The following is a 14,358-nucleotide window of genomic DNA, read 5'->3' on the forward strand; positions in this document are numbered from 1 at the left end:
GGTCATGTGTCACTTGCCACGCCGATGACCGCCGAATTGCTGTCCTCCGCTCAGACTCGTCTGTGGCTGATGAACGAGCTGAGCTCATCTGGCGCCGCCTACAATATTCCGATCGCCGTCCGCTTGCGCGGATCCCTGAACCGAGCAGCACTGGCTGCGGCAATCGCCGACGTCGTCGACCGGCATTCCACGCTGCGGACCACTTTCATCGCACCGGACGGCGTCCCGCGTCCGGTGGTCCAAACGGGCATCGCGGCCCGGTTGGTCCTTGACGTGGCCGAGTGCGTTGAGAGCGAACTTCCCGGCCTGCTGACCGACCGGGCACATACGAGCTTCGACCTATCCAATGGCCTGCCGGTCCGGGCGACGCTGTTCTCTCTGCAGCCGGACGAGCACGTCTTGCTGGTGACCCTGCATCACATCGCGGCCGACGGTATGTCCATCGCACCGCTGATGCGCGACCTGGCCGTCGCCTACACTGCTCGTCTCGGTGGAACGGCCCCCGGCTGGCCCGAGGTGGCAGTCGACTACGGGGACTACGTGGCCTGGCAGCGCGAGGTGCTTGGCGACGAGAGCGACCCCGACAGCATGATCAGCCGGCAACTCGAGCACTGGAGCTCGGTGCTGGCCGGGATGCCCGAGGAGCTCACACTGCCCACCGACCGGCCACGGCCTCCTGTGCCCAGCCAACGCGGCGGCATCGTCGAGTTCGATCTCCAACCCGACCTGCACGAAGCTCTCGCGAGCCTGGCTCGCCGATCTCGGGCCAGCCTCTTCATGGTCGCCCACGCCGCATTGGCCGTCCTGCTGTCGGCGCTGGGATCAGAGGACGACATCGGGATCGGCACCACCGTCGCCGGTCGATCCGACGAGGCCCTCGACGGTCTCGTCGGGCTGTTCATGAACTCACTGGTCCTGCGCACCGATCTCTCAGGCGACCCGACGTTCGCTGAGTTGGTGGGGCGCGTCCGAGCTGCGGATCTGGCGGCATTCGCTCACCAGGAGATTCCATTCGAGCGCTTGCTGGAAGCATTCCGGCCCACCCGTTCGCTCAGCCGCAACCCGCTGTTTCAGGTGCTCCTGGAGCTCCATCGGCACGACGAGCTGGATCTACGGCTGCCCGGCCTTCAGGCGTGTCCGGAACCGCTCCCGCACCAGGTCGCGAAGTTGGACCTTTCGTTCATGCTGTTCGACAAGACCGCCACCACCGGAGACCCGGCCGGAATCCTCGGCCGCCTGGAGTACGCCGCAGACGTCTTTGACCGCGTTACCGCCGAGGCGCTCGCCCAGCGCTACGTACGCGTCCTGGAGACCGCCGCAGCCGATCCCGATCGGCCCATCAGCCGCTTCGACATTCTCTCCCGCAACGAGCGAGAACACATCGTTGACACCTGGAACGCCACGGATCTGGAGATTCCGGACGCAACACTGCCGGAGCTATGGGAAGCCCAGGTGCGGCGCAACCCGCAAGCGCCCGCGATCCGGACCACAGACGGCCATGTTGTGACGTACGCGGAGTTGAACGCCGCAGCCAATCGACTGGCCAGGTATCTGCACTCACTCGGGGCAGGCCGCGAGTCCTTCGTCGCGGTCTGCGTACGGCCGAGCGTGGAGATGTTCGTCGCCCTGCTCGGCGTGGTGAAGGCCGGCGCGGCCTACGTGCCGCTGGACCCGTCGCACCCGGCCGATCGCCTGGCATATTGCCTGGCCGACACCGGAGCCGTTGTTGTGATCACGCAGCAAGCCCTGCTCGACCACCTGCCAGAGGCGCCAGGTGTGACGAAGGTCTGCCTGGACAGGGAGCACGAGAAGATCAGCCGGCACGACGCGTCCGATCTCACGTCGAGTGCGCACAGCGATGGGCTGGTATATGCGATGTACACCTCCGGCTCGACCGGCCGGCCCAAGGGTGTGCTGATCACTCACCGCGGTCTCGTCAACTATCTGTGGTGGGCGATCGAGGGGTATGCCGCGACAGCGGGTGCCACCGGGGCGCCGATGCTCGGCTCCATCGCCTTCGACCTGTCCATCCCCAACTTTTTCCTCCCCTTTGTCGCCGGCAAGGCCGTCGTGTTGCTGCCGCCAGGCCGGGAAGTCGACGCGCTGGTCGACGTGCTGCGCCGACCCGGGGACTTCAGCCTGCTGAAAATCACTCCCGGGCACCTCGACGTGCTGCGGTCACTGCTGCCGGAGCTGACGACACTGACGTCCGTGCGTACCTATGTGGTCGGTGCCGACGAGGTGCGGCCGGAGACGGTCGCGAGCTGGCGCCGGATCGCGCCGCACGCTCGAATCATCAATGAGTACGGCCCGACGGAGACCGTCGTGGGCTGCTCCGTTCACTCGGTCGCGGCCGACGCGGAGTTCGATGAGTCCTCGCCGGTTCCCATCGGTAAGCCCATCGCGAACACCCGCATGTACATCCTGGACCGATTCCTCCGTCCGGTGCTTCCCGGAGTCGTAGGAGAGCTCTACATCGCCGGCGCAGGCGTCGCGCGCGGCTACCTGAACCAGCCCGGGCTCAGCGCCGGCCGCTTCGTCGCCGATCCCTTCGGCCCCTCAGGCACCCGCATGTACCGCACGGGAGATCTGGCCCGGTTCCAGGCTGACGGCAGCATCCACTTCCTGGGGCGCGCGGACCATCAGGTAAAGCTCCGCGGCTACCGGATCGAGCTAGGCGAGATCGAGGCCGGGATCCTACGTCACCCTGGCGTTAAAGAGGCAGTAGTGGCGATACCCCGCGACACCGGCGCCGATCACCTCATTGTCGGTTATGTCGTTCCGGCCGCTGATACGCGTCCGAGTCCAGCCGATCTGCGTGCCCATCTCGCGCGGTTCCTGCCCGACTACATGATCCCTGCGGCATGGGTCCTGCTGGACCGCCTCCCGCTGACCGCGGCAGGCAAGATCGACCGGTCCGCACTGCCGAGGCCGAACTCGGCCTCGGGGGCAGGCCGAGCGGCGGGCACCGAGCTGGAACGGTATCTGTGCGAGTTGTTCGCGAAGACGTTGAGTGTTCCCACGCCTGGTGCCGACGCGAATTTCTTCGACCTCGGTGGGCATTCGATCCTGCTGGCGCGCGTCGCGGCCGAGATCCGCGACGCCCTCCAGGTCGAGCTGAGCTTGACGGACGTCTTCGGCGCCCCGACTCCGGCCACGCTCGCCATGAAGATCAGACAGGGCCGCGGTCGTTCACCTGACGTCCTGGTCCCCATCAGCCCCAACGGCTCGGCCACACCCTTGTTCTGCGTCCATCCGGCCAACGGGGCCAGTTGGGGCTACCTCAATCTGGCCCGGCACCTATCACCGGCCCGGCCGGTCTACGGCATCCAGGCGCGCGGCCTCGACGAGCCCGCCCCTCTGCCCTCCAGCATCGAGGCCATGGCCGGAGACTACGCCAGGCAGCTTCGCCGGATCCAACCGGAAGGGCCGTACCAGCTGCTCGGCTGGTGTTTCGGGGCCGTGGTGGCCTTCGAGATGGCCCGGCAGTTGCAGCGCGACGGCGCGGAGGTCGGCCTTCTGGCTCTGGTCGGACCGCATCCGCTGGGCTGGCAAACCCACACCGTACGCCCGCACGACACTGAGGTGCTCTCGGCGCTGCTGGCAGACCACGGCGTCGTCGACGACAGTGTCGACCTGACTCTCGACGCCGTCTGCCTGGCACTCGACGACAGCACATCGCTCCGGCAGCAGGGTTTCACCACAGGGCAGATCCGCCGCCTGGTGGACCTCCATCTGAACAACCCGCGGATCGAGTGGGATTACCGGCCCTCAGAGAAATCACTCCGTGGAAGGGTGCATCTCTTCGCGGCCGATGCCGACGATGCCGCCCGGCCGGTCCCGGTCGTGGAGACGTGGAGGCCATACATCGACGGCGACATCATCGTCCACCGCTACCCCGGCACCACCGACGATCTGCTGACCGGTGACCTGGTCGGCCGGGTCGGTCCAGATCTCGACGAGGTCCTACGGTGATCGGCTCCGACGAGGCCCGGCATCAGGGCCGGACAGGCGGCCCCGGCTATGGGTCCGGCTCGGCCGGCGTCCACCACGGCGAAATCGCTCAGGGCGTGTTCGACCACGGCGGGCACCCACGTCCTGGCTTGGTCTCCCTGATGTGCGACCTCTACCACTCCCAGGCACGGTTCTGGGCGACGCCCAACGGCGTGATCACTGTCGAACCGGCGACGAAGACGAAGGCCCTGCGCGCGGCCGAGGCGACACTCGCCCTGCTTGCCGGCGTACCGCGTGGCGGCCTGTTACGCATCCGCAGCAACGTTCCACCGGCCCGTGGCTTTGGCTCCTCGACCAGCGACGTCCTGGCGGCGGTCCGCGCCGTGCTGTCGGCCCACGGGCGCGCGCTCCCGGCCGCGACCATCGCCTGCCTGGTCGTCGAGGCGGAGATCGCGTCGGACCCCCTGATGTTCGATGACGAATCCGTTCTGCTGTTCGCCCACCGCGACGGCGACATCATCGAAGACTTCGGCGCGCCGCTCCCGCCCATGGACGTCCTGGGATTCGGAACCAGTTCCGACGGCCGCGGCGTCGACACGCTGGCGCTTCCGCATGCCGTGTACACCCGCTCCGAGCATCAGGCGTTTGATGAGATCCGCACGATGCTCCGGCTCTCGATCTCGACGTCCGACCCTCACCTGCTCGGCCGCACCGCGACCATCAGCACCCGGATCAACCAGCGGCGTCTGCCGATCCCCGGCCTCGACACGATCGAGCCGCTCGTACGGCGCGTCGGCGCAGTCGGGTTGCAAACCGCCCACAGTGGCGACATCGCTGGGCTGCTGTTCGACGGCCGGGACCCGGAGACCCCCGCGCGTCGACGACTGGCCCAATCCCTCCTGTCCGACATCGGCATTTCCGCGACCTGGCACTTCACCGTTGGCAAACGCGAGAAGGCGCACGTTGCCACGCGCGGCAGGCACCTGAGCACGCAGTAGTTCTGAGCCCCGAGGAGGCCACCATGGCGCGAACCCTGCTCTCCCTGTCGAATATGGAGCCAAAGGAGGTCGCCGCACTCGTCGACCGGGCTGTCGAACTGGCCCGCACACCGCGAACACCGCAAGTGCTGGCCGGTCGTGCCATCGGCATCTACTTCGCCACATCCTCCACGCGGACCCGCACCGCCTTCTGGCGTGCCGCCACGGCGCTGGGCGCCGATGTGATCAGCTACGGTCCCGAGGACCTGCAACTCGTCACCGGCGAGTCGCTCGCCGACACCGCCCGCGTGCTGGCCGCTTATCTCGACGCCATCGTGGTGCGCACGAACGGCGAGATACGAGAGATGGCCGAGCTCGCCGATGCTGCCGACCTACCGGTGGTGAACGCGCTCAGCTCTCACGAGCACCCCACCCAGGCACTGGCCGACCTGACAATGCTCCGTGCGGAGTTCGGAACCGTGGCCGGTCGTCATGTGCTTTACGTGGGTGAAGGAAACAGCACGGCGATGTCACTGGCGCACGCTGTCGCACTCTCACCCGGCCTCCGGCTGACACTGATCACCCCGGAGGGGTATGGCATCCCAGACGGCCTGCCGGCCTGGCTGCGGGAGCACGGCGCTCAGGACCGCGTTCAGCACGGCCACGACCTGGACGCGGTGATCGGTCCCGTCGACGCAATCTACACCAGCCGGTGGAACCAGATGGGCGTGCCCAAGGCGGATCCGCAGTGGCGGAGCCATTTCCTGCCTTATCAAGTGACCGACGCGCTATTTGCCCGAATTGGCGGCGAACGTAGCATCTTCCTGCATGATTTGCCGGCTGTACGTGGTGATGAGACGACCGCCGAGGTGATCGATGGTCCCCGCAGCCGGGTCTTCCGCCAGGCGTTCTACAAGTACGCGGCCGCCATGGCGATCCTCGAATGGTGCGTGTGCCGATGAAGACCCCGCTGATCGAAGAGGTCCTGCCGCTCACGCCATTACAGGAAGGGCTGTGGTTCCACGCCAACTACGATCCCTCAAAAGCCGACGTCTACGTCGGCCAATGGGTGCTGGGACTGAGCGGGCCCCTGGATCTCGAAGCCCTCCGGCGTTCCATCCACGAGCTGGTCCGGCGACACGGAAACCTCCGCGCGGCGTTCGTGCAGCGCCGGGGCGGCGAGCTGGCTCAGGTCGTCGTGCGGGATGTGGAGGTCCCGTGGCGTCTCGTCGACCTGTCCGGTGACCCGGCCTCCGCCGAAACGCACCTCCCCCGGCTCAGGACCGAAGAGCGGGAGCGTCCGTTCTCCATGACCGCTGCGCCGCTGCTGCGGTTCGCGTTGATCAAACTGACTCCGAAGATCCACCGCCTCGTGCTGACCGTGCACCACATCCTGATCGACGGGTGGTCGGCTCCGTTGCTCATGCAGGAGTTGTTCGACCTCTATCAGGACGATCGACGCGGCCGGGTCCGGCCCTTTGATGGGCCGCGATACCGCGATTACCTCGGCTGGCTCAGCCGGCAGAACCATGCGGCGACCGAGCGGGCCTGGCTGGACGAGCTCCGCGGCGTCGACGGGCCCACCTTGATCGCCCCGGGTTTCGATGCGGACGACGGCGGGAGGGAGTCGCTCGATCTGACCTTGCCGGCGGATACCACCGCCCGCCTCGTCGGTTTCGCGCGTACAAGCGGGCTGACCCTCAACACCGTCATACAGGGTGCCTGGGGCGTGATGCTGGCCAGTCGGACGAACCACGACGACGTGCTGTTCGGGGCGACGGTCTCCGGGCGCCCGGCGGAGATCCCGAACGTCGACCGGATGATCGGACTGCTCGTCAACACGATCCCGGTCCGCGTGCGGTGTCATCCGCAACAAACCTGGGGCGAGACGCTACAGGCGCTGTGGGCCACGCAGTCGCGGCTGGTCTCCCACCATCATGTCCGGCTCAGCCGGATCCAACATCAGATGGACATGGGACCGCTGTTCGACACCATGTATTCGTTCCAGAGCCATCCCGACAGCTTCGGCGATGCCGCAGCCGTCATCGACGAACTGGTCGTGGAGGTACTGTCCGCCGATGACGGCACCCACTATCCGCTCGCCTTCCAGGCCGCGCCCGGTCCGCAACTGCGGATGCGCCTGGCCTACACACCGCAAGCCATGGACCGCTCGGTGGTGGACTCCATGGGTGACCAGATGGCTGCCCTGCTCACTGAGCTTCCCCGCTCCGCCGAGCGGTCCGTCGGGACCACCCGGTTGCTCTCCGAATCCGATCTCGACCGGCTTCGACAGGAATGGGCCCACGCCGACGCCGAATTACCCGCCGTCTCGCTGACGCGGCTCGTCGAGGCGCAGGCGGCCGGCGCACCCGCGCACCTCGCGATCGCCACCGATACCGAGACGCTGACGTACCAGGAGCTGAACGAACGTGCCAATCGTCTGGCCCGTCTGCTGACGGCTCGCGGTGCCAGGCCCGAACGCATCGTGGCTCTGGCCCTCGAACGGTCCGCCGACATGGTGGTCGCGATGCTGGCGGTCATCAAAACCGGCGCCTGCTACCTGCCGCTCAACGCCGACGAGCTCGGTCCGCGCGTCGCACGGATGCTGGCCGACGCCAAGCCCATGTGCGTTGTCACGCACGAGGCACTGGCTGGAGGGCTGGCGGACCTTGGGGCTCCCCTCCTGGTCCTCGATTCGTCGTCAACCGCTGAGGCGTGGGCCATCCAGTCCGACACCAACCTGTCCGACGACGAGCTCGCCACACCGGTGCTGCCGCACACCAGCGTCTACGTCACCTATACGTCCGGTTCCACCGGCCGTCCCAAAGCCATCGTGAACACCCACGAGAACCTCGTGGCCCTGGTCCTGGACCGCGGCTGGCGCAACGGCAGCCAGACCAGGGTGCTGGGACACTCACCGCCCGCCTTCGACGCCACCGCCTACGAGACGTGGGTTCCGCTGGCTCACGGCGGCACGATCATCCTCACCCCACCGGGACGATTCGACCCGGCCGACGCCCGTCGGCTGATCCGTCAGCATGGCGTCACGGGGATGTATCTGACGGCGAAGCTACTCACGGCGATGGTCGAGGACGACCCTTCCTGCCTGACCGGATTGCAGGAGGTCTGGAGCGGGGCGGAGGCCGCACCAGTCGCCACGTTCCGCCGTGCGCTGCGCGAAGTGCAGGGACTGGCCTTGGTCAACGTCTACGGCCCGACCGAGACCACCGTGTTCGCCACACGCAGGACCGTCGAAGACCCCAGCAGCTTCGGGACGACGGTCCCGATCGGAACGGCGATGGACAACACACGCGTTTACCTGCTGGACACCGGGCTCCGTCCAGTGCCTGCGGACGTGGTGGGCGAGATCTACATCGCGGGCGCCGGCGTCGCCCGCGGGTATCACGGTCAGCCGGGCCAGACCGCCGAGCGGTTCGTCGCCGACCCGCTCGGGCCACCGGGTAGCCGGATGTACCGGACAGGTGACCTCGGCTGGCGGCGCGCGGATGGTGAGCTGGAATTCGCCGGCCGCGCCGACGACCAGGTGAAAATCCGCGGCCACCGGGTCGAGCCGGCCGAAGTCGAGGCCGCGTTTCTTCGCCTGGCCGAGATCGCTCGGGTCGCCGTGGTAATCCGTGAGGATCGTCCCGGCGACAAGCGCCTGGTCGCCTATGTGGTTCCGCATGATCGGGAGGATGCCGACCCCGTCACCCTGCGCCGTCGGGCCGCCCGATCATTGCCTCACTATCTGGTGCCCGCAGCCGTCGTCTTGGTGCAGGACCTGCCGTTGACGACCAACGGGAAACTCGATCGGGACGCGCTTCCGGCGCCCGACTATGGGGCGGCGCGTCGTGGCGGCTCGCCGGGCACCGACGATGAGCGAGCGGTGTGCGCGCTGTTCACCAAGATTCTCGGCATCGACGCGGTCGGCGTCGACGACGACTTCTTCGACCTCGGCGGAGACTCGCTGTCGGCCATCCGGTTGGCCAACGGCATCCGGCGAGACCTCGGTGCAGAGGTCGGCATCCACCAGATCTTCGAAACCCCCAGGGTGGCGGACCTGGCCATGTGCCTTGGCACCGCACCCGCGGCCAAGCCACCGCTGCGGCCCAGGCAAAAGCAGGTCACTTCATTGGAGTCGCCATGACTGCGTCAGATCTTCGAAGGTTCCGGGTATGCGTGTTCTGCGGATCCCGGCCCGGTAGTTCCTCCCAGTACATGGAGTTCGCCACTCAACTGGGCAAGAGCCTGGCGAAGAACGATATCGACGTGGTCTACGGGGGCGGCCGGACCGGCATCATGGGTGCCCTCGCCGAGGGGGCCGCTTCTCTCGGCGGCCACGTCACCGGCATCATCCCCCACCACCTGCTGGAACGCGAGCAAGCCGCCGGCTTCGCTACGCAGCTGCACGTAGTGGGCTCCATGCACGATCGCAAGAGGTTGATGTACCAGCTGGCCGACGGTTTCGTCGCCCTGCCCGGAGGCATGGGAACCATGGAGGAGCTGATGGAGGTCCTTACGTGGGCCCAGCTCGACCTGCATGACAAGCCGGTCACCGTGGCCAATGTCGGCGGGTTCTTCGATCCCATGCTCACCTGGCTGGATCAGGCGCTGGACTGCGGCTTCATCTCCTCGGCCGACCGCGCGCTGGTCACCGAGGTCACCACGGTGGACAGTGTCCTGGCCCGCCTGTATCCGACCGCGTCTGTCTCGCCGTCGGACGTATAGGCGAACCGCTACCGGATTCGTGTACGGGCTCCGGGCCGGTGGATGTGCACAGCACGTCCCACCGGCATAGGGATCATGCCTGCACCGAGTCGGACTCTGGATCAACCCGCACTTGAGTTCATGGGAGCATCTCATGCCGCACGACAGGAAACAGGCAGGACGTCGGCAGATAGGCGACGGGGTCGTCGATGGACCTTCAGGCGATACGGCCAGATTCGCCGGTCTCCCCGATAGGCAGCAGCCCAGCGACGGCCGTGCCCAGTTCGCTTCACCGGCCCTGGTCTTGTGCGTTCCCCCGGAGCCGTTCCCCGTGCTGTTCGAACGCCAGGTGGCGCGGACGCCCGAGGCACCCGCCCTCGTCTCAGGGACCGAGACGCTCACCTACTCCGAACTCAACATCCGAGCCAACCGGCTCGCACGCGTGCTGGTCGGGCTGGGCATCGGACCCGAGCGGGTGGTGGCCCTCGCGCTGCCGCGCTCCACGGAGCATGTCGTGGCGGTCATCGCCGTGCTGAAAACCGGCGCCGCCTACCTGTCCGTCGACCCGGACTACCCCGCCGACCGCATCGCTTTCATGCTCCAGGACGCCCAGTCCGCCGGCGTGCTCACCAACGGTTTGACCGCGCCACGGCTGCCCGATACTACCTGCCCGGTCTGGGAAGTCGACGCACTCCCCTTCCTCGCCGACGCGGAAGCACCGGAGGAAGATCTCACTGACGCCGAACGAACGATCCCGCTGGCCGTCGATCATCCGGCCTACGTCATCTACACCTCAGGGTCTACGGGACGTCCCAAGGCTGTCCTCGTTCCGCACGTCGGCATCGCGAACTTCAGTCGCGAACAGGTCCAGCTGCTTGACATCGGCCGTGGTTGCCGGGTCTTGCACTGTGCCTCGCCAAGCTTCGACGCAGCGTTCTGGGAGTTGTGCCTGGCGCTTCTGAGCGGCGCGACCCTGGTTGTGGCGGGCACTCGGGGCCTGATCTCCTCCGCCGAGCTCGCAGGTCTGGACCTCACCCACATCTCGCTCCCGCCCACCCTCTTGGGCGCGATGTCACCCTCGGACCTGCCCACCGTAAGAGCCGTGATCGTCGGCGGTGAGCCATGCTCAGCCGAACTCACCGCGCTCTGGGCCCCGGGGCGCCGGATGTTCAACAGCTATGGCCCAGCCGAGACCACGGTCATGGCCACGATGTCCGGCTCACTCACCGCCGGGGTCAAGCCATCGATCGGACGCCCCATCTCCGACGTCGCCGTCCATGTGCTTGACGAGAACTTGAACCCGGTCGGTCCTGGCCGGACCGGTGAGATCTACATCGCCGGCATCGGGCTGGCACGAGGCTATCTCCGCCGGCCTGGGCTGACCGCGCAGCGCTTCGTCGCCGATCCGTTCGGCATCCCCGGGGCGCGGATGTACCGCACTGGGGACCTGGCCGCCCGGCGACCCGATGGCCGACTGGACTTTCTCGGCCGGGTCGATGAGCAGGTGAAGATCCGCGGCTTTCGCATCGAGCCGGGCGAGGTCGAGGCGGCGATCGCCGCGTGCCCTGCGGTGCGGAACGTCGCGGTCGTGGTCCGAGAGGACCGTCCGGGTGTCAAGCGATTGATCGCGTACGTCGTGCCCATCACGGTCACCCACGGCGACCGCCCTGACAAGGACGTCGTCGACGCATGGCGACAGGTGAACGAGTCCCTTTACGGCCGGCGCTCACAGCGCCCCCTCGGCGACGACTTCGAGGGTTGGAACAGCAGCTACACCGGTCAGCGGCTCCCCGTCGACGAGATGCGTCTGTGGCGGCAAGTGACGGTAGAGCAGATCACCGCCTTGAAACCGCGCCGTATCTTGGATATCGGCGTAGGCAATGGATTGATTCTTTCCCAGCTCGCAGATGTATGCGAGAGCTACTGGGGCACCGATCTGTCGGACCAGGCGATCGAATACCTGCGACGCTCGATCAACGCCCGGCCCGAATGGATCAACAAGGTGCGGGTCATGGCGCAGCCGGCCGATGACTTCACCGGCCTGCCGGACGGCTTCTTCGACACGTTGATCCTCAACTCTGTGGTCCAGTACTTCCCGAATATCGATTACGTCATCAAAGTCCTGGCAGGAGCCTGGAATCTTCTGCCCGACGGCGGTCGTCTGTTCCTGGGCGACCTGCGGAACCTGCGCCTGTCACGGGCCCTGCACGCCGGCATCCAGGTGCGGCGAGCCCTGCCGGACGCCCGGCCAGCCGCTGTGGCGGCCCTGGTGGAACACGGGATGGCGAATGAGCGAGAGCTGCTCCTCGACCCCGGGTTCTTCGCCACGATCAGGAACCACCTGGCCGAGGTCGCCAGTGTCCAAGTCTTGCTGAAGCCGGACGGCGGCCACAACGAGCTGACCGGATACCGTTACGACGTCATCATACGGAAGGGGCCCGAACACCCGTCCCCAGCGCCGGCGGCCCTGCGCTGGGGGGACGACGTGGTGAGTTTGACCGCCCTGGACCACCGGCTGGGCCTGCGGCGACCGAGAGCAGTGCGGCTGTACGGCATTCCTAACGCACGACTCACAGCAGACGTCGCCGCGGCCCGATTGCTCGACGCCGGTGACCTCGCGGGGGCCCGGCAAGCGATCGTCGGCCCCCAGAGCGGCACGGATCCGCGGGCGCTACGGGATCTGGGGATCGGCCACGGCTACGAGACCCACCTGACGTGGTCGGACGAGGCTTCCGACGCTTTCGACGCGGTACTGGTCGACAGCCTTGCCTCCGTCGGCCCGGTCGAGGTGGTCCCGCTCGCGCGCTCCGTGCCGGCCAACGAACCGGCGGCGCCCGCTCGCCGTACCCGGCTGATCCGCGAGATCCGCGCGCAAGCGGTACGCACGCTGCCGAAGCACATGGTGCCGGCTGACATCGTGCTCCTCGATCGCCTTCCGACCACGCCCAACGGCAAGCTCGACCGGTCTGCCCTGCCTGAGCCCGAAGCGGAGGAACGCGAAGCGGGCCAGTCCCCGGGCTCGGCACAGGAGCAGATCCTGGTAGAGGCGTTCGCTGAGGTGCTGGGGTTGGAATCGGTGAGCACCAGCGACCCATTCATCTCCCTCGGCGGCGACAGCATCACGGCGATCCGGCTGTGTGGCGTGGCACGCCACAAAGGCCTGTTGATCGAGCCCGACGAGGTACTGCGACTGCAGACGGTGGCGAAGCTGACATCCGTGGCGCGAGCGGCTCAGACCGATCAGCTGGCCGATGACGACATCGAGGTCGGTTTCCTGCCCGCCACCCCAATCGTGCGATGGTCGGTCGAGTGGGATGCACCGATCGACGACTTCAGCCAGTCGGTGGTGATGCGAACCCCATCCGAGTTGCACATTGACGCGCTGGAGCGCGTCTTGCAGGCTCTGCTGGACACCCACGACGGGCTACGCCTGTCGATGGTCGCCACGAACGGAGAACAGAGCCACGCACTCGAGGTGCTCCCGGCCGGCAGCGTGCCTGCGGCCGAGTGTCTCACCCGAGTCGACGCCTGTACGTTGACCGATACCGAGCTGGCAAGGACGATCAACGATGAACTGGTCATGGCGAGGAACCGCCTTTCCCCGCGTCAGGGCCGTCTGCTGCAGGCGGTATGGTTCGACCGCGGCCGGTCAGCGACCGGCCGGCTCGCTCTGGTCGTCCAGCATCTGGCCGCCGACGCGTTGTCCTGGCACATCCTGACCGACGATCTGGCCACGGCCTGGCAGGCGATCCGGCAGGGCCGGGAACCGAAGCTGATCGGCCCCTACACCTCGTTCCGCCGCTGGGCGCACCTGCTTCACGCGACGGCCTGTCACGCGGATCGCCAAGCCGAGCTGCCCTTCTGGCTCGACATGCTGGACCAGCCCACTATCGGCTTCGTACGCGAGGTGGCAGATCCGGCGGAGCCCCGGATGGGGGCGATGGTGTCGGCCACCTTTGACCTGTCCCCCGAGCTGACGAAGAAGTTGTACGCGGTGCCGGAGGTACTGGGGTGTGAACTCAATGACGTACTGCTGACCGGTCTGGCCATGGCTCTGGCGGGCCGCGCACCCGACCCGGGGCACGTCTTGGCCAAGGCAGTGCTGTTGGAGCTGGAAAGCCACGGGCGTGAAGCCATCGCCGACGGCGTCGACCTGTCCCGCAGCGTGGGCTGGTTCACCAGCGCCTACCCGGTTCGCCTGGTGCCCGGCACAGCCGATCCCGGCCGCGCGCTCAAGCGGATCAAGGAGCAGCTGCGACAGGTCCCAGGGAAAGGCCTCGGTTTCGGCCTGCTGCGTTACCTCAACCCGCGGACCGCGCCGATCCTCGCGGCACGCCCCAGACCACCGATCCGCTTCAACTACATGGGCCGTTTCCCTGCGGGCCACGACCGCGACTGGGCGCTGATTCCCGAGCGCGACGCGCTCAACGACCACGTCGATCCGACCGCTCCGGTCGTGCACCCGGTGGAGATCAATGCCGTCACCCAAGACCTGCCTGACGGCCCCCGGTTCAGCGCCACCTGGCGATGGCTGCCCGCCGCCGTTCGGCCCGGCCTGATACCCGAGGTGGGCGAGGCATGGTTCGCCGCGCTCCGGGCGATCATCGAGCACGCCGCACATCCCGGTATTACGGCCTTGACGCCCTCGGACCTGTCTCTGAGCTCACTCAGCCAACGCGAAATCGAAGATCTGGAATCCGACCTGCTCGGAGAGGTGTGA

Annotated in this window: 6 protein-coding genes; all 6 read left to right on the plus strand. The window is 67.3% G+C overall.

Annotation, left to right across the window (positions count from 1 at the left end):
* Window positions 1-6 precede the first annotated feature (6 nt).
* The 6 genes from ACFPZ3_RS57505 (at window position 7) to ACFPZ3_RS57530 (ending at window position 14,358) form a co-directional block, all read left to right on the plus strand.
* On the plus strand, window positions 7-3,975 hold the full coding sequence (locus ACFPZ3_RS57505; protein WP_379522931.1) for a non-ribosomal peptide synthetase: 3,969 nt from the start codon (window positions 7-9) through the stop codon (window positions 3,973-3,975).
* A complete protein-coding gene (locus tag ACFPZ3_RS57510) occupies window positions 3,972-4,952 on the plus strand; it encodes a GHMP family kinase ATP-binding protein (protein WP_379522932.1) in 981 nt (326 codons plus the stop codon). The genes ACFPZ3_RS57505 and ACFPZ3_RS57510 overlap by 4 nt, the downstream gene beginning before the upstream one ends.
* 23 nt (window positions 4,953-4,975) lie before the next feature.
* Window positions 4,976-5,893, plus strand: coding sequence for an ornithine carbamoyltransferase (locus ACFPZ3_RS57515; RefSeq protein WP_379522933.1), 918 nt, complete (start codon window positions 4,976-4,978; stop codon window positions 5,891-5,893).
* The gene (locus ACFPZ3_RS57520) at window positions 5,890-9,078 is read left to right on the plus strand and encodes a non-ribosomal peptide synthetase (RefSeq protein ID WP_379522934.1); all 3,189 of its coding nucleotides are present in this window, start codon (window positions 5,890-5,892) and stop codon (window positions 9,076-9,078) included. The genes ACFPZ3_RS57515 and ACFPZ3_RS57520 overlap by 4 nt, the downstream gene beginning before the upstream one ends.
* Complete coding sequence (locus ACFPZ3_RS57525) at window positions 9,075-9,659, plus strand: LOG family protein (RefSeq protein ID WP_379522935.1); 585 nt, start codon at window positions 9,075-9,077, stop codon at window positions 9,657-9,659. The genes ACFPZ3_RS57520 and ACFPZ3_RS57525 overlap by 4 nt, the downstream gene beginning before the upstream one ends.
* 310 nt (window positions 9,660-9,969) lie before the next feature.
* A complete protein-coding gene (locus ACFPZ3_RS57530; protein WP_379522936.1) occupies window positions 9,970-14,358 on the plus strand; it encodes an amino acid adenylation domain-containing protein in 4,389 nt (1,462 codons plus the stop codon).

The sequence above is a fragment of the Nonomuraea insulae genome (assembly GCF_042656245.1).